16 protein-coding genes are annotated in these 16,926 nt (G+C 65.6%); 8 read left to right on the forward strand and 8 right to left on the reverse strand.

From position 1 onward, the window contains the following. The first annotated feature begins 38 nt into the window (after positions 1–38). Genes EBMC1_RS05275 through EBMC1_RS05285 form a run of 3 tightly spaced genes read left to right on the forward strand, consistent with a single transcriptional unit; the run spans position 39 to position 1,715 of the window. Positions 39–572 carry a GNAT family N-acetyltransferase gene (locus EBMC1_RS05275; protein WP_003041693.1) on the forward strand — a complete coding sequence of 178 codons (534 nt, stop codon included), beginning with the start codon at positions 39–41 and terminating at the stop codon, positions 570–572. Further along, positions 569–1,360, forward strand: coding sequence for a sterol desaturase family protein (locus tag EBMC1_RS05280; protein ID WP_003041697.1), 792 nt, complete (start codon positions 569–571; stop codon positions 1,358–1,360). The genes EBMC1_RS05275 and EBMC1_RS05280 overlap by 4 nt, the downstream gene beginning before the upstream one ends. Further along, complete coding sequence (locus EBMC1_RS05285; RefSeq protein WP_003041700.1) at positions 1,284–1,715, forward strand: DUF2141 domain-containing protein; 432 nt, start codon at positions 1,284–1,286, stop codon at positions 1,713–1,715. The genes EBMC1_RS05280 and EBMC1_RS05285 overlap by 77 nt, the downstream gene beginning before the upstream one ends. Positions 1,716–2,010: 295 nt before the next feature. Here the strand turns inward: EBMC1_RS05285 and EBMC1_RS05290 are convergent, their stop codons facing one another. From EBMC1_RS05290 to EBMC1_RS05315, 6 genes are all read right to left on the reverse strand, one after another. Further along, entirely contained in the window at positions 2,011–2,424 is a 414-nt protein-coding gene (locus tag EBMC1_RS05290; RefSeq protein WP_003041703.1) for a hypothetical protein, read from the reverse strand. Positions 2,425–2,562: 138 nt separating this feature from the next. Next, positions 2,563–3,471, reverse strand: a complete 909-nt coding sequence (locus EBMC1_RS18760; RefSeq protein ID WP_003041705.1) for a hypothetical protein — start codon at positions 3,469–3,471, stop codon at positions 2,563–2,565. Between the two features lie 9 nt (positions 3,472–3,480). After that, the gene (locus EBMC1_RS05300) at positions 3,481–6,138 is read right to left on the reverse strand and encodes a fimbria/pilus outer membrane usher protein (protein WP_231292869.1); all 2,658 of its coding nucleotides are present in this window, start codon (positions 6,136–6,138) and stop codon (positions 3,481–3,483) included. 2 nt (positions 6,139–6,140) lie between these two features. After that, positions 6,141–6,944 carry a fimbrial biogenesis chaperone gene (locus EBMC1_RS05305; RefSeq protein WP_003041709.1) on the reverse strand — a complete coding sequence of 268 codons (804 nt, stop codon included), beginning with the start codon at positions 6,942–6,944 and terminating at the stop codon, positions 6,141–6,143. Positions 6,945–7,043: 99 nt separating this feature from the next. Then, positions 7,044–7,817 carry a hypothetical protein gene (locus EBMC1_RS05310; protein WP_003041711.1) on the reverse strand — a complete coding sequence of 258 codons (774 nt, stop codon included), beginning with the start codon at positions 7,815–7,817 and terminating at the stop codon, positions 7,044–7,046. Between the two features lie 145 nt (positions 7,818–7,962). Further along, complete coding sequence (locus tag EBMC1_RS05315) at positions 7,963–8,490, reverse strand: hypothetical protein (protein ID WP_003041713.1); 528 nt, start codon at positions 8,488–8,490, stop codon at positions 7,963–7,965. Positions 8,491–9,130: 640 nt separating this feature from the next. Between EBMC1_RS05315 and EBMC1_RS05320 the strand changes: the two genes are divergently transcribed. Next, positions 9,131–9,835 (forward strand): helix-turn-helix domain-containing protein, encoded by a 705-nt coding sequence (locus EBMC1_RS05320; protein WP_040589664.1) that lies wholly within the window; start codon positions 9,131–9,133, stop codon positions 9,833–9,835. A gap of 16 nt (positions 9,836–9,851) precedes the next feature. Here the strand turns inward: EBMC1_RS05320 and EBMC1_RS05325 are convergent, their stop codons facing one another. Both EBMC1_RS05325 and EBMC1_RS05330 read right to left on the reverse strand, forming a co-directional pair. Then, positions 9,852–10,034 (reverse strand): hypothetical protein, encoded by a 183-nt coding sequence (locus EBMC1_RS05325; RefSeq protein WP_003041716.1) that lies wholly within the window; start codon positions 10,032–10,034, stop codon positions 9,852–9,854. 79 nt (positions 10,035–10,113) lie between these two features. Next, positions 10,114–10,728: a TetR/AcrR family transcriptional regulator gene (locus EBMC1_RS05330; protein WP_003041719.1), complete on the reverse strand. Its 615-nt coding sequence runs from the start codon at positions 10,726–10,728 to the stop codon at positions 10,114–10,116. Between the two features lie 89 nt (positions 10,729–10,817). On the opposite strand from EBMC1_RS05330, the gene EBMC1_RS05335 reads away from it, so the two are divergent. Genes EBMC1_RS05335 through EBMC1_RS05350 form a run of 4 tightly spaced genes read left to right on the forward strand, consistent with a single transcriptional unit; the run spans position 10,818 to position 16,878 of the window. After that, complete coding sequence (locus tag EBMC1_RS05335; protein WP_040589468.1) at positions 10,818–12,248, forward strand: efflux transporter outer membrane subunit; 1,431 nt, start codon at positions 10,818–10,820, stop codon at positions 12,246–12,248. After that, positions 12,245–13,387: an efflux RND transporter periplasmic adaptor subunit gene (locus EBMC1_RS05340; protein ID WP_003041723.1), complete on the forward strand. Its 1,143-nt coding sequence runs from the start codon at positions 12,245–12,247 to the stop codon at positions 13,385–13,387. The genes EBMC1_RS05335 and EBMC1_RS05340 overlap by 4 nt, the downstream gene beginning before the upstream one ends. 8 nt (positions 13,388–13,395) lie before the next feature. Continuing rightward, positions 13,396–14,946: a DHA2 family efflux MFS transporter permease subunit gene (locus tag EBMC1_RS05345; RefSeq protein WP_003041726.1), complete on the forward strand. Its 1,551-nt coding sequence runs from the start codon at positions 13,396–13,398 to the stop codon at positions 14,944–14,946. A gap of 48 nt (positions 14,947–14,994) precedes the next feature. Further along, a complete protein-coding gene (locus EBMC1_RS05350) occupies positions 14,995–16,878 on the forward strand; it encodes an ABC-F family ATP-binding cassette domain-containing protein (protein ID WP_003041729.1) in 1,884 nt (627 codons plus the stop codon). Positions 16,879–16,926 lie beyond the last annotated feature (48 nt).

Consider the following 16,926-nt stretch of genomic DNA (forward strand, 5'->3'; position numbering starts at 1 on the left):
CCCTAGCGAGGCTGGCGGCGAGCGGCTATCGCTTTCGCATGGCAGCGCCCGATCCCGTCATCCGCTCCGCGACCCCCGACGATGCCAGGGCCATTGCCGCAATCTATGCGCACCATGTCGCGCACGGAACCGCCAGCTACGACACCGAACCGCGCAGCACGCTCGCCACCGCGGCGCTGATTTCGGAGCATCGCGGAAAGGGCTGGCCCTTTCTGGTCGCCGAGGCGGCGGGGGGCGGGATCGCGGGCTATGCCTATGCCAGCCAGTTCCGCCCGCGCGCCGCCTATGCCTGGGCGTGCGAGGACAGCATTTATGTCGCCCCGACGCAGCAGGGACGCGGCGTGGGCCGGGCCTTGCTCGCCGCGCTGCTCGACGCGGCCGAAGCATCGGGCTTCCGCACGATGGTCGCGGTGATCGGCGGTGCCGAGCCTGCCTCGGTCGCGCTCCACGCGGCGGCGGGTTTCGTCCACGCGGGGCGCCTCGTCGGCATGGGGTGGAAGCATGGGCGCTGGCTCGACACCGTCTATATGCAGCGCCCGCTCGGCGACGGCACCGCGAGCGCGCCCGCATGAGCGCCGCGCTCGCCATCGCGCTGTCGGCGCTAGCGATGACGCTGATCGTCGGTGGACGCTATCTGCTGAGCAGCGGAGGATTTGCGCTCGCGACGCGGCTCAAGCATCCCGGTCTCTATCGCGGGCTCGAAACGCAGATGCGGCGCGAAATCGGCTGGAGCCTTGCCAGCGCGGCGATTTACGGCATCCCGGCGGGCATCGTCGCCTGGGGATGGCAGGCGCACGACTGGACGCGCATCTACACCGACGTCCACGCCTTTCCGCTCTGGTATCTGCCGGTCAGCCTCTTCGCCTATCTGCTTCTTCACGACACATGGTTTTATTGGACGCATCGCTGGATGCACCAGCCGCGGCTGTTCCGCATCGCGCATGCCGTGCATCACCAGAGCCGGCCGCCGACCGCATGGGCGGCGATGAGCTTTCACCCGTGGGAAGCGATCACCGGCGCGATCGTCATTCCGGCGCTGGTCTTCATCGTTCCCATCCATGTCGCGGTGCTGGGTCTCGTGCTCGCGATCATGACGCTGATGGGGGTCGGCAATCATATGGGGTGGGAGATGTTCCCCCGCGCACTCGTTCATGGACCGGCAGGGCGCTGGCTGATAACGGCGACGCACCATGAGCAGCATCACGCCGCCTATCGGGGGAATTATGGTCTTTACTTCCGCTTCTGGGACAAGGCGTGCGGCACCGATATCGGGCTGGGCAGCTTTGGCGGGACTGCTGCCGCTGCCGGTCGCAGCGACCGCGCCACCGCCGCACGCTCCGGCGCCCGGCCCGACGGTTGAAGTCAGCATCACCGGGCTGCGCAACGTCAAGGGACAGATTCTCGTCTGCCTGACCGCCAACCCAAAGGCCTTTCCCGACTGCAGCAAGGACAAGGCGTCGGTGCGAATGGCGGTGAAGGCCGCCGACGCCGGCGATTTCAAAATTCGCGGGGTCGCCGCCGGAACCTATGCCATCGCGGTGGTGCATGACGAGAATGGCAACAACAAGATGGACATGGCGCTGTTCCTGCCGAAGGAAGGCTTCGGCTTTTCGCGCGACCCGGCGATCCGCATGGGGCCGCCGAAGTTCAAATCGGCGAGCTTTGCCGTCACCGGCGACATGCGCCAGTCGATCAAGATGAAATATATGCTGTAGAAAGCGGAGACCGGGACAGTTTCGGGGTAGAAAGCGGGCGTTGCTGCCAACCGCTTTGGTTTCCCTGACGATAGCCGAGCGCCAAGAGTATCGAACGCCGCCGCTGGTGCTGTGAAGCCCTGGACCCCGGCCTTCGCCGGGCGACACATCAATGCCGGACGACAGACGAATATCCTTCGCTGGCGCGGATCGTCACACCCATTGGGTGGGCAAGGGAATATGATGTGGCCCGACGACAAAAAGAAAAAGGGGCCGGTTTGCACCGACCCCTCCGAATTTCCCGTCGCGCCGGTAATCAGCTCGGGATGATCTGGAGGTCCAGATGGTCCGAATCGAAGCCGTTCTCGCCCGGAACCGCGGCGATCGGCCGTTCGCGGATGCGCGGGCCGGTTGCGCGGCTCAGCACTGCCTGGCCCGAACCGTTGAGCAGGATTTCATCGCTGCCGGCGATGATGCGCGTCCCGACGAGTGTGCCCGGTGCGTAGCTGACGACCAGCTCATAGCCCGTGGGCGCGTTGCAATATTCGCGGAACGAGCCGAGCGACACCGCGTCGCCCTCGATCGCGCCGAAGCCGGTCAGCTGATGATTGACGGTGCAGTTGACCGCGACCGTCGCAAACAGGTTGAAGCCGTACGAGGCGGCCAGCGCCGTCGTCGGTACTGCCACGAGCGCGGCGCCCGCGAGAGCAATCGAAAGTTTCCGTTTCATTCGCCACCCTTTCCGCCCGAAATGGCCGAAGTGTTGGATGGTGATTAGCCGCGCACATCTAATATTCAGTTAAGTGCCCACGCGAAAAAGCGCCGGAACCCGGCGCCTTCTGCCCATGAAGGTCGGAAATTTAAGCGCTTAGCGCGCGGTAACGGAGATCGAGATCACGTCGCTGTAGGTGCCGGCACGGCGATCGCTGACATCGCCGATGATGAACTGGATCGGCAGCGAGTCGCGGCGATAGCCATTGCCGGTCGGTCCAGACAGGCGGCTGGTGCCGGCCAGATTCACCGCGGTTCCGCCGACGGCGATCGAATAAGGCACCGTCCAGTCGCTGGCGCCGAGGCGCAGCTTGCCCGAATTGGCCGAGGTCACTTGCAGATCATATTGACCGGTGCTGCTGACGCGCAGCTGCAGCGGCACGGGCGCGACCCCGGTGCGCAGTTCGCCCAGGTCGACGACGGCGTGGCCGTCGCTCATCGAATAGGCGCCCGACAGGCCCATGCGCGCCGACGGCAGCACCTCGAGGCCGAGAACGACCTGCGTCCCGCCGAGCGAGCGGAAGCTGCGGTCCTGCGCCTCGATGCTGACGTCCTGGGTGAAGGTGCCCGAATCGCGGACGTCTTCGGGATTGGCGACGAGCTTGTAGAGCAGCGTCTTCGATTCATTGGGGGCGAGCACCAGCTCGCGCTGCGACGGCGTGCGCAGCGAACGGCCGGCGCGCGGTGTCACATCCTGCGAATCGGTGAGGTTGACGAGCGCATAGCCGATGCGCTTGCCCGTCCCCTTCGACAGACCAAACGGCGGCTGCGACAGGTCGAACAGCGGCGCAAAGCGGCATTCGGACCCGCCGTCATTGATATAGGTGACGCTGAACGTCCCTTCGGGCAGCGAGCCGCCATAGGGATCGTAGCCGGAGATCATCCAGCTCGTCGGCGCGGCGTTCATCCGCACCATGCAGTCGGTCGGGCGTGCCGAATTGGCCGACTGGGCAAAGGCGGGAGCGGCCATCAGCGTGGCGGCGAGCAAAAGCGATGCGCGAAGCATGGAAGCCTCCTATTTGAACGAGCCCGACTTCACGGTGCCGAGATCGACGAGACCGGTCGTATCGGCCGGAACGGTAAATTCGAATGCCCTGTCGACCGTGCCGTTGGGGCCATAGGTTTCGACAAGATAGCGGCGGCCGGGCAGCAGGTTGGATACCGCAAAGCGCCCGACCGAATTGGTGAAGAAGGGCGTCGGCTGCGGATTGTCGCCTTCCTTGACGTCGAGCAGCGTGACGCGCCCGCCGATCAGCGACACCGGCTTTTCGGCGGTGAGCATCAGCGTGCCGATCGCGCTCGCAAAGGCATCGGTGCCGACCCGCACGGCATAGCCGCTCTTGTACGGCGGGTGGACGCGGAACACGCCGGGCCCGGTGTCATATCCCGGCGGCGGATCCTGCACGTCATATTGCACCGACTGGGTGGTGTAGGAGCCGAGGAAATTATGCACCGCCGCACCGAGCGGACCGCTGCGCGCGATATAATCATTCTGCGCGAGCGACTGGCCGACGACCACGTCGCGCTTGCCGAGATTTTCGTGCGCCTTGAGCAGCATGAAGCTGTCATTGATGCGGCGACCCAGCCCGACCATGCCGCCGGTATAGGCGATTGTCGTGCCCACGCGCAGCGTCGTCGCGTTGATGTCCGCGATGCTTGAAAGGCTGGGGCCGAAGGTCGCATGGCTGAGCGTCGCGTCGAAGCGATTTGCCGAGTAGCTGACGTAGCCGACCGCCTGCGCGCTTTGATCCTGCCGTGTCAGGACGCCACCGAAGCCGACGCTATTGAGCTGGTTAAGGCCGCTCTGATTATAGGATAGCTCGGCCAGATTGTTGCGGCTTTCGTAACGCGCCTCGGCGCGGCGGCGATAGTCGGGCTGGAAGACCAGGCCGACAAGGACGCTAAACCCCGTAGAGTCCGAAAATGCAGCAGGAAATTTTGAATATTCCACGCCCGCGCGGAACGTCCATTCGCGGTCAAACCGGTAATAGCCGGTGGTGCCGACACGATAGCTGTCACCAAGATTTCCGCGGCCCTTGATGTAGGACGCGGTCGAGGTTGTCAGGAATTTCTGACTGAATTGATGCGTATATTGGGCCGACGCCGTGAAGGAGGTTGTGTTGATCCCCAGAATATTGCTCAGCGTCGAAAAATGCGGCGACGTGTAATCGGCGCGGATCGTCAGGCTGTCCGACAGGCCATTGCGATCGAAATAATGCTCGTAGCTGACCCCGCCGGCAAAGCCCGTGCCAGCCTCTTTGGAATGGCTGCCGGCCGCATCGAGCAATATCCTGCCGCCATTGCCTAGAACAAACTGCGTTTGCCCGGAGAGCGTCTGAACGTCCTTGCTGGCTTGCAGTCCGACGCCGATCGCCGGTGCGTTGAGAAAGGCCTTACGGAAGAAGCCCGTGAAGGCGACCGGCCCCTTATAGTCCGGCGCATAACCGAAACGTTGGCTCGTGGGCCCGATATAGGCACCATATTCATAATCGCCCGGATCAAGGTCGATCGGGTCGAGATATTGCTGATACGACAGATTCTGCACTGCGCCGCTGTTGTCGGTGACCTGAATCTGGATGTCATTGCTGCCTGCGACGAGCGGCAGCGAACTGAAGTCGTAGCGGCCGGGCTGCAAGCGCAATTCACGATAGAGCGAGCCGTTGCGCAGGAAGCGCACGGTCGATTCGCGCTGCAGAACCAGTTGGCGATCGGCTTGCAGGATCGCTGCGCGGAAGGTGTTGAATCGCCGCTGCTGGCGCAGCACACCAATGCCGCCCATCTGGACATATGCTTGTTGGCCACGGATCTCGACGTCAAGGTCACCGAGATACCAGCGGCGATAATCTTCGGGCTGATCGTAAACCAACCGCGCATAGTTTCGCCGGAATTTATAGCTGTCGCCGTCCAGCGTGAATTGCTGGCCGAGCTGGGCATCGCCTTCGAACACGATCGGACCCACCCGGATCGCGCCGTCGAAATTAATCGTCGGCGGATCGGCGTGGTTGCTGCCTTCCCAGATATAGGTCTGGATCACGCTGAGGTTCAAATAGGCCGAAAAATTTTCGGGCTGGAGCGTGATGTCATCCATATCGTCTTTGGGCGGCGCGAACAGATCGACCGTCGAGCGCTGATCGGCGGACACCTGGACAACGACGACCGCAAGCGTGCTGGGGTCATAAGTCAAGCCGACGCCGGTCTCGGAAAGGTCGTCGGGGCCGAATTGCGTTTTGCCGTCCAGATGCGCCGCCAGCTTGGCATGCGCCTCTTCGTTGAGGATCGGTTTCAGCAACTTGAGGAAGGTGGCCGTCTCCAGCAGGAAGCGGTCGTCCGCGGTCAACCGCATCGGAATATCGCCGAGGCTGCGGCTGAGGAAGGTCAGCGGCACCGTCATGTCGATGTCCCGGTCGTAGGGATTGATATCGGGCCGTCCGTATGGCCCCATCGGCACCTGCGGCAGGCCGAGATCGGGCTCGGTCGGCGTGGGGGCAGGCGTAGGCGTTGGTGTGCCGGGCAGCGGGATGCTGGTCGGCGGCGTGCTGGGCGCTGGAGTCGGCGCGGGCGCAGGCGCTGGCTGGGCCGTTCCCGGCCGCTGGGGCAGGGGAATCGAAACCTGCGCGGCGGCGGTGCTGGCCCAAAGGGCCGGCAAAGCGACCGAGCAGAGGGCCGCCCGCATCCTCATTTTGCGAAGGTCAGCTTGATCGGGCCGGGGCCGAAGCCCGGGACGGGCAGGTTGAAGGTGCGCTCACCCTGCGCCGGGACATAGCCGGTGCCGACGACGCGCGACAATTCTTCGGGCGAAACATCGACGCGCAGGAACTTGCCATCGCGGTCGGTGCCTTCGAGGTGCCAGCCGAAATTAGCCATCATCGCGTGGCGGCGACCGTCGTTGCGCAGTGTGACCGCAACGCCGTCCTGCAATGGCGGCTTTTCGGTCGCACCCGGCAGCGCCGGCGGCTGATATTCGGCCTGACGAACATCGGTCGGCTTGACGTCGGGCTTGGCGCCCGGCGGCGCGACAACGACGAGCGCGCGCATATTATAGAGAACCTGAACCTGTGCCGACGCCGAATCCTCGGTACCGGGCTCGAAGGCCACGGGAAGCTGTTCGACGGAGACATAATAAGCCTGCGACGTCGGAATTTCGGGGTCGCCCACCCATTGCAGGCGGATCACCTGGCGTCCGCCGGGCGGCAGCGCGCCTTGCGGCGGAAAAATCAGGAACTTGTCGTCGGCCGGTGTTTCGGTGATGTTGCCGTCCTTGTCGATTTCCATGCGATAGACGCGCGTCTGGAAAGCGAGCTTGCCGGGGTTGATATTCTGAACCTCGATACGTGCGACCGCGCTGGTGCCGCGCGTTTCCATTTCGACGACCATCGGCGAAACGCGCATCGCATAAGCTGCGGGAACAAGCAGGAATAGCGCGGCAATCGCCGCCAGCAGCGCCTTCGACTGGCGCTTCAGCACGGACAAGATAGCCATGATTCCCCTTCCCCCCTGAATTTCACAGAATAATTGCATTCATTCATAAAGAAAGGGGAAAGATTGCTCTTCCCCCTTTCCCTGATTGTACGCCGAGGCTTAGAGAGCCTTGAGCGTCAGCGTGGTCGTGCCGGTGTAGTTGCCAGCGACGAGGCCCTTGCTGGTGACAGCCGGAGCGTTGAAGTCGATGGTCATCGCCGAGCGCCATGCACCCTGCTGCAGCGTGCCGTCGAGCGAGTTTGCACCAACGGTCAGGCTCTGCGGAGTGCCAGCGGTGACAGCGTTGAACGCAACACCCGTCCAAGCCGCCGAAACGGTGTACGGAATGTTGTTCTGGAACTGGTTCGTGTCATAACCGCTCGCGGTCTGGTTCACGAGGCCAGCGGCATCGTTCTTGGCGATCTTGACTTCGTTGTTGAAGTTGCAGCCAGCGGTCAGCGTTTCGATGTTGGCGAACGCCGGGCCGACCATTTCGAAAGCGTTGTTGACGTTTTCGTTGTTGCCGGTGCGGACGCCGATCACGCCGAAGTCGATGTTCGTCGCGTTCGAGTTGTTGCCAGCATAGAACGAGCAGTCCTTGTTCACGGTGCCCGACAGGTTGAACGCAACGTTCACGGTCGGGGTCGCGGTTTCGCTGTCGCTCGGCGCATCGGCGACGGCGGTGTAGCGCGTGCCAACCTGGGCAAGGACGCCCGCTTCACCAGCGGCAAGGCCGATGACGTTGAACGGGAACGGAGCGTTCTGCGGGTTGGTGATCGTGTACGGAATCGGAGCCGTACCCGCATAGTGACGCTGGTTGGTCTGCGCAGCGGCCGGCGAAGCAATGCCGACAAGAGCGATGGCGGCAACGGCGCCGGTAAGAATCTTCTTCATAACCTTCTTCCCTCATTTTTGAACCGCGCCCCCGTCGCGGGGAGGCGGCTGTTCATATGCACCGGCTGGTCGGAGAACCCGGGGGGTCGGTGCCACCCCCAGGGCCTGATCCGTCCGCGAAGTCGCCCCTCGCGAAGGAATCTCGTCAGATCGGAGACACGGTGATCGTGATCGTCTCCGAATAATCGCCTGCCAGCAGCATCCCGGCCTCGCCCGTGGGCTGGCCCAGTTCGACCGCCAGCGTCATGCCGTCGGTGGCGATGCCGCCATTGCTGGAAATCACGCCGCCGGCCTGAAGCTGGGCGCTGTTGAAACTCTTGCTGATCGTCTGCGACGACGGGAAACGCACCGGCATCTGCACCGCCAGATTATAGGGCAGCTTGCCGCCATAGGGCCCCTGGCCGTTCGGCATGCTGGTGTGCGTCAGTGCGCCGCTGGCACCCTTGATCGTCATCGTAAAGGGGACGTTGCAATCGAAGGCGACGCGCGTCTGGATGCCCAGACCGCGGCGTTCGAGGTTGCCGAAGTCCATGTCGCCGATGCTGCCGATGCCGCAATGTTCGCGAATCGACCCGCTGACCGCGATGTCGATCGACCGGGCGTTTTCGATTTCGCCCGCGACGGCGGGCGAAGCGAATGCAAACGCAGCAAGCGCGATAAGCAGCGGACGCATGGCTCTCCCCTCAAAAAAACCTAGAACGGTTTCCGACCGGCTCATTGGCGGTCTCGGGCAACTGGATGCCCGGGGAAGTCGCGACCCGACTCACCCCCCCTTTCCGTTAAGAGGAATTTAATACGATGGTTCAGTTAGATGTGAACCCCCAAAATGGCAGTTTGGCAAGATTTGGCACCACCGATGCCATTAGAAGATTTGAAAATTACCGGAGTTGCGGGGGTTTCGAGGGTTAATCCGAAAAATGGCCCCGCGGGCCGCTTTTGCCGCCGTCCTGATATGGAACAGCGGCGGTTAACTTATTAACGGAAAAGCAGCCGATATTTGGCGCCGGATCGGCGCTTTTCTGCGCCGTGGCGGGGCGGGCATGCGGTGAGTCGCGGCAACAAAGCGTGGTTTTCGGGCGTTTCTGTCGGTCGCCTTCCCGGTTTGCGGGGTGCAAGAACAGAAAGTCGCCATGTCCAGCCTGCCCCGGCGCGCGTCCGCGCCCCGAAACCCCGCGGGACCGTCCGCCGGCCTCTTCGCCCATGTGCTCGGCTCGCCCCGGTTGCCGCACGAATCGGATGAGACGAGCGTGCGCATTAACCCCTCGCTTACCCTGCGCTGCGACAAGCAGCCGCCTATGGTCATTCACGGAACGATGGTTGAGCCCCCCGCGGGCGAAGGGCAGCAGCGGGCGGATCGCCTGCGTCTCAATCTTGCGGTGGCGGGCGCGGTGGCGCCCGGCCAAGGCACCGAGGTCATCGTCCACAATCTGTCGGTCAGCGGCGTGTTGATCGAAACCGCCGCCGATCTGATGATGGGGCAGGATATCGCAATCGCATTGCCCGAGGCGGGCGATGTCGTCGCCGCGGTCGTATGGCAGAGCGAGCGGCTTTATGGCTGTCGCTTCCGCCAGCCGTTGCCGCGCGCGGCGCTCAGCGCGGCGCGGCTGCGCAATCCGCTCCCCTCCGATTTCGATCCCGCCGACCGGGCCGATGGCGACACCGATGCCGATGCGGAGGAGACGCTCGGCGCGCGGCTGCGGCGGCTGCGGCAGGCGCGCGGGCTGAGCCTCGCGGGGCTCGCCCAGGCGGCGGGTCTCAGCAAACCGAGCATCTGGGCGTGGGAAAATGGTACCACCGCGCCGCGCCGCACGAGCCTGCTCGCGCTGGCGCGTGCGCTCGACGTTCCCGAACAGCAGCTGACCGGCGTCGCGGCGATGGTCGGCCTGCGCGCTTCGGCGCGTGCGGAGGCGGATGCCGAGAGCGACATGCTGAAAGTGGAAATTGCCGCGGCACGCCGACGCATCGCGCTCGCCGCGGGTGTCGATGCCGCCAGCGTGCGGATCATGATCGAACTGTAACGCCGCCGCGGGCGGTTCAGGCGGACGCTTCGGGCGCTCCGCCCTCTTCCTCGCGGCGCAACCGGCGCGCCAGCCGCTCGTTACGGATTGCCGCCTCGCGCAGCCGCCGCGCCAGAAACGGGTCGTCGCTCGCGTCGGCCTTCAGCCGCGCGACCCGGGCGAGTTGCTCGTAATAAATGGCGTCGCGAATCGGTTCCACCCCGCCTCGTTAGCATGATCGCCGCCCGCGCCAGCAGCGACGGGCCCAGAAACTGTCGCCTTTTGGGACAATGGCGGATCTAGCCCGCGGCGTCGGGGCGCCAGCCGCGATAGAAGGTTTCGACCGCGGCTTCGACGTCGGCCTGCAGCCGCTCGATATCGTCGGGGTCGGTCATGCCGAGGATCGCGAACTGATAGAGGCCCGATTGGCAGAGGCCCGAAAAATGCTGGACGGCGCGCATCGGATCGCCGGGGCGCAGCTCGCCGCGCGCCATCTTCGCCGCCACCCAGTCGGCGGCGCGCGCCTTGCCCCGGCGCGGCCCGCGATCATAGAATGTCTTCGACAGGTGCGGAAAACGCTCGGCCTCGCCCACGACCAGGCGAAACAGCGACAGCAAGGGCGTCGCGGTCAATTTGGTCATCAGCACATTGCCGAACCGGCGCAGCACGTCGGGCACCGGCTCGTCGAGCGGCAGGTCGATGGCCAGCGCGTCGCCATAGCGTTCGACAATATCGTCCACCACCGCTTCGAACAGATCCTCCTTCGACGGGAAATAGGTCCAGAGCGTGGTTTTCGAGCCGCCGACCTTGCTGGCGATCGACGACATGGTGGTGCCGGCATAGCCATTGGCAAAGAAGAGTTCGCGCGCGGCGTCGACGAACGCCTTGCGGCGCGCGGTCGCGGCATCATCCATCACAACCGTACTGTCTGGTATCATTTCCGTTGACAAGCCATCCTCCAAAGTCCAATGGCGCATGATACCAGCTAGTATCGTTGGAAGCCATGCCCCGATCATTTTTCCTCTCAACCGCGGTTTTCGGCCTGTTGGCGGGCTGTGCGAGCGTCCCCGATCTCGGGCAGAAGCCCGTGCCGGTCGCCGCCGCCGCGCTCGATTCGCAGACGACTCTGGCCGATCAGGCGGGCGCCTGGCCGGTCGAGGGGTGGTGGCGGGGCTTCGGTGACCCGCAACTCGATGCGCTGATCGACGAAGGGCTGGCGGGATCGCCCGACATTGCGGTGGCCGCAGCGCGTGTGCGCGCCGCGGAGGCGCTGGCGCAGCAGGCGGGGGCCGCGCTGCTCCCGCGTGTCGGCATCCAGGGCAGCGCCGGCGGCGTCCAGCAAAGCAAGAATATGGGAATCCCGCCGGCTTTCGTTCCCGACGGCATTCAGGATACCGGCAGCATCGCCGCAACCTTCGGCTTCGATCTCGACTTGTGGGGCAAGAACCGCGCAGCGCTGGCGGCGGCCACGTCCGAAGCCGAAGCGGCGCGCGTCGATGCTGCGCAGGCGCGGCTGATGCTGACGACCGGGATTGCCACCGCTTACGCCGATCTGGCGGGCTATTATGCCGATCTCGACGTTGCGCAGGACGCGATCCGTATCCGCGGCGCGAGCGCCGATCTGTCGGCGAAGCGCACCGCCGCCGGGCTCGACAATCAGGCGACGCAGCGGCAGGCCGAAAGCCGTGCCGCCTCGGCGCGCGGCGATGTCGCCGCGATCGAGGAGGCGATCGCGCTCACCCGCAACCGCCTTGCCGCCCTGCTCGGCGCCGGTCCCGATCGCGGCCGGACCATCGCGCGTCCGGCGCTTGCGGCGCCGTCGCTCGCGCTGCCGCCGCAGGCGGGGATCGACCTGGTCGGCCGGCGACCCGACATTGTCGCGGCCCGGCTGCGGGCCGAAGCGGCGGCGAAGCGCATCGACGTTGCACGTGCCGCCTTTTATCCGAACATCAACCTGTCGGCGCTCGTCGGGCTCCAGTCGCTCGGGCTGTCGAACCTGTTCAAGACCGGGTCCGAATATGGCAATGGCGGCGCGGCGATCAGCCTGCCGATCTTCGAGGGCGGGCGGCTGCAGGGCCAGTATCGCGGGGCGCGGGCCGATTATGACGGCGCCGTCGCCAATTACGACCGCACGCTCGTCGCCGCGCTGCGCGATGTCGCCGACATCGTCGCCAGCCGTGACGCCATAGCGCGCCAGCTTGCCGACCGGCGCGACGCGCTGAAGGCCGCGGCCGACGCCGCCAACCTTGCCGGGCTGCGCTACCGTGCCGGCCTTTCCAACCAGCTTGCGCAGCTCACCGCCGAGGATAGCCAGGTCGCGCTCGCGCGCGCGGTCGCCGACCTCGAAGCGCGCCGGCTTTCGCTCGACATTGCCCTGATCCGCGCCCTGGGCGGCGGATTTGCGGCCGCATCGCCAACAGGAGACAAGCAATGACCGATACTCCCGCGGTCGACAGCGAAACCCCCGCCGCCGCCGAGGGGCGCCCGGCGACGCGCCGCAAGGCGCTGCGCATCCTTGCGCTCGTCGTCGTGACGATCGCGGCGCTGTGGGGCATCTGGTATTTCCTGACGCAGGCCGGGCGCGTGTCGACCGACAATGCCTATGTCGGCGCCGATTCGGCCGCGGTTACCGCGCTCGTCTCCGGCCCCGTCAAAGAGGTGCGCGTCAGCGGCACCCAGGCGGTGAAAAAGGGCGATGTTCTCGTCATCCTCGACGATGCCGATCAGCGCATCGCGCTTGCCGATGCCGAAGCTGCGCTGCGACAGGCACGCCAGCGCTATGGCCAAGCGAGCGCCAATGCCGATGCCGCACGAGCGCGCGTTTCGGCGCGCGGCGCCGATATCGCGCAGGCCCGCGCGCGGCTGCGCGACGCCGATGCGGGGGTGGCGAAAGCGCGTGCCGAACTCGCGCGCCGCGAAGGCCTCGCCGGAACCGGCGCTGTGTCGGGCGAAGAATTGACCGCGGCGCGCACCGCCTTTGCATCCGCCAGCGCGGCGCGTGATCTTGCTGCGGCGGCGATCGCTTCGGCCGAAGCGACGCGCGGTTCGGCGAGCGGCGATCTGGGTGCCGCCGAAGCGGTGGTGCGCGGCACGACGATCGAGACCGCCCCCGATGTTGCCGCGGCGCAGGCGCGGCTCGAGAAGGCGCAACTCGATCTTGAGCGCACGATCATCCGCGCCCCCGTCGCCGGCATCGTCACCAATCGTCAGGTCCAGGTCGGCCAGCGGATCGCGGCCGGCGCACCGATCATGGTGATCGTTCCGATCGCCACCGCCTATGTCGACGCCAATTACAAGGAAAGCCAGTTCCGCAAGATCCGCATCGGCCAGCCGGTCGAGCTCACCTCCGACTATTATGGCGGCGATGTCGTCTATCACGGCAAGGTGATCGGGATCGCGGGTGGGACGGGCGCCGCCTTTTCGCTGATCCCGGCCCAGAATGCGACGGGCAATTGGGTAAAGGTGGTGCAGCGCCTGCCGGTGCGTATCGCGCTCGATCCCAAGGAATTGCAGGCGCATCCGCTTCGCGTCGGCCTGTCGATGGAAGCGACGATCGACACGCGCGGAAAGTGAGCTGAACGATGGCCAGCGCCGCCGCATCCGCCGTATCGACACCGGCCGGGCCGCAGCCGCTGAGCGGCGTCAAGCTGCTCGCCGCGGCCTTCGCGCTCGCGCTCGCCAATTTCGTCGTCGTGCTCGATTCGACGATCGCCAATGTCTCGGTCCCCCATATCGCCGGCGGCCTTGCCGTATCGCCGACGCAGGGAACCTGGGTGATCACCAGCTACGCCGTTGCCGACGCGATCAGCGTCCCGCTCACCGGCTGGCTCGCCGCGCGGTTCGGCACGGTGCGCTGGTTCATCGTGTCGATCGTGGGTTTCGGCATCTTCTCCTTCCTGTGCGGCATTTCGCGCACGCTCGACGCGCTGATCCTGTTCCGCGTCCTGCAGGGCCTCGCGGGCGGGCCGCTGATGCCGCTGTCGCAGATATTGCTGCTGCGCATCTTTCCGAAGGAAAAGGCCGGGGTCGGGCTCGCGATCTGGTCGATGACGACAACGACGGCGCCGATTCTGGGGCCAATTCTGGGCGGGCTGATCAGCGACAATTGGAGCTGGCCCTGGATTTTCTTCATCAACCTGCCCGTCGTCGCTGTCTGTGCCTTCGGCGTCGGCAGCATGCTTGGCGCGTTCGAGACGAAGAAGGCGAAGATGCGGATCGACATCGTCGGCCTCATCCTGCTCGTCCTGTCGGTCGGCTCTTTTCAGGTCATGCTCGACACCGGGCGCGAGCACGACTGGTTCGGATCGGCATGGATCGTCATGCTGGCGATCGTCGCCGCGATCAGCTTCGCTGCCTTTCTGATCTGGGAGCTGACGGACGCCAATCCGGTGGTCAATGTCCGGGTCTTCCGCTTTCGCGGCTTCAGTTTCGCGACCGTCGCCATCTCGCTCGGCTTCGGGGCCTTTTTCTCGCAGGTCGTGCTGACGCCGCTGTGGTTGCAGCAGGTGGCGGGCTACACCGCGACCGAAACCGGTTTCATCGTCGCGTGGATCGGCTGTTTCGCTGTGCTCTTCTCGCCATTGGCGGCGGGGCTGCTGACCAAGATCGATGTGCGGATCACCGTCTGCGCGGGCATCTTGTGGATGGCGCTGATGTCGATCCTGCGCGCGCGCTGGAATACCGACGTCGATTATTGGAGCCTCGCGCTGCCGCATCTGCTGCAGGGGATGGGCATGCCCTTCTTCTTCGTCGGGCTGACCGCGCTGGCGCTGAGTTCGGTACCGGCGAAGGATCAGACCTCGGCGGCCGGCCTGATGAGCTTCCTGCGCACCCTGAGCGGCGCGATCGGCACCGCCATCGCGACAACGGCGTGGGACGACGCAAGCCGCGTATCGCGCGCCGAACTGGTGCCCGCGCTCAACGGCGCGGCCGAGACGATGGACAAGATGCAGAATGCCGGGCTGACGACCGAACAGGCGCGCGCCGCGCTTGACCGGATCGTCGATGTCCAGGCCTCGACGCTCGGTGTGCTGCATATCTTCCTCGCCGCCGGGACGGTCTTCGTCATCGCGGCAGCGGCGGTGTGGCTGATCCCGCGGCCCAAGACGATCTCGATGGGCGCTTCGCACTAGCTCCGATCGGGCTTCGCACCGGCGGACAGCCGTGCTAGGCGCGCGCCCATGCTGACGATCAACAATCTGACCGTGCGACTGGGCGGCCGCACCATCCTCGACCGCGCGAGCGCTAGCCTGCCACCGAAAAGCCGCACCGGACTGATCGGCCGCAACGGTGCGGGCAAGTCGACGCTGATGAAGGCGATGATCGGCGAGCTGGAGGCCGACGACGGCGGGATTGAAATGCCGCGCAAGACGCGCCTCGGCTATATCGCGCAGGAAGCGCCGAGCGGCAGCGCGACGCCGTTCGAAACCGTGCTCGCCGCCGACGCCGAACGCGCCGACCTGCTCGAACGATCAGAGATCGAAACCGACCCCGACCGGCTCGCCGACATTCACGAGCGGCTGATCGCGATCGACGCCTATACCGCGCCGGCGCGTGCCGCGCGCATCCTGATCGGGCTCGGCTTCGACGAGGATATGCAGGGGCGCCCGCTCGACAGCTTTTCGGGCGGGTGGAAAATGCGCGTTGCGCTCGCCGCGCTGCTCTTTTCGAACCCCGACCTGCTGCTGCTCGACGAACCGTCGAACCACCTCGACCTCGAAGCGACGATGTGGCTTGAAAGCTTCCTGCGCTCCTATCCGGGGCAGCTTGTCGTGATCAGCCATGAACGCGACCTGCTCAACAATGTGGTCGACCATATTCTGCATCTCGAAGGCGGGAAGGTGACGCTCTACGCCGGCGGCTATGACGCGTTCGAGCGCCAGCGCGCCGAACGCGCGGCGCAGCTTGCGGCGGCGAAGGCGGCGCAGGACGCGCAGCGCGCCAAATTGCAGGACTATATCGCCCGCAACAGCGCGCGCGCCTCGACCGCGAAGCAGGCGCAGTCGCGCGCCAAGCAACTCGCCCGGATGCAGCCGATTGCGGCGATCGCCGACGATCCGAGCCTGGTGTTCGATTTCCCGAGCCCCGGTGACGAACTCAAGCCGCCGCTGATCACGCTCGACCTTGCCAGCGTCGGCTATACGCCCGGCGCGCCGGTGTTGCGCCGCCTGAACCTGCGTATCGATCCCGACGACCGCATTGCGCTGCTCGGCCGCAACGGCAACGGCAAGACGACGCTCGCGCGCCTGCTCGCGGCGCAGTTGAAGCCCGAAGAGGGCGGCATGGCGGTCGCGGGCAAGATGCGCGTCGGTTATTTCACCCAATATCAGGTCGAGGAACTCGACGGCGCCGATACTCCGCTCGGCCATATGACGCGCGTGATGGCGGGCAAGACCCCTGGCGCGGTGCGCGCGCAACTGGGGCGCTTCGGCTTTTCGGGTAACAGGGCGACGACCGAGGTCGGCAAGCTGTCGGGCGGTGAACGGGCGCGGCTCGCTCTCGCGCTGATCACGCGCGAGGCGCCGCACCTCTTGATCCTCGACGAGCCGACCAACCACCTCGACGTCGATGCGCGCGAGGCGCTGGTGCAGGCGCTTAACGGTTTCGAAGGCGCGGTGCTGATCGTCAGCCACGACCGCCATATGCTCGAACTCTCGGCCGACCGGCTGGTCCTGGTCGACGATGGAACGGCGCGCGATTTCGACGGCAGCATGGACGATTATGTCGCGTTCATCCTCGGCAAGTCGCCCTCCGGCGATGATGCGAAGGCGACGCCCGCGAAGCCGAAGGATGCAAAGGCGGCGCGGCAGGAAGCGGCGAAGGCGCGCGAGGCCCAGGCGGCGTTGCGCAAGACCGCCAAGGATCATGAGGCGCGCGCGGCCAAGCTCGCGCAGCAGGTCAGCGCGATCGACCGCGCAATGTTCGACCCCGCGAGCGCCGACCCGGCGCTTGCCAAGCTGACGATGGGCGATCTCGCGCAGCGCCGCGGCAAGCTCGCATCCGAGCTGGAACGCGTCGAGGCGGCGTGGATGAGCGCGCTCGAGGCGATCGAGGAAGCGGCGTAGTCGCCAAGACAAGAAGCGCCGCCCCCCGCGCAGGCGACGGTCTATCTG

This window comes from Sphingopyxis sp. MC1 (assembly GCF_000371385.1).
Lineage (GTDB): Bacteria > Pseudomonadota > Alphaproteobacteria > Sphingomonadales > Sphingomonadaceae > Sphingopyxis > Sphingopyxis terrae.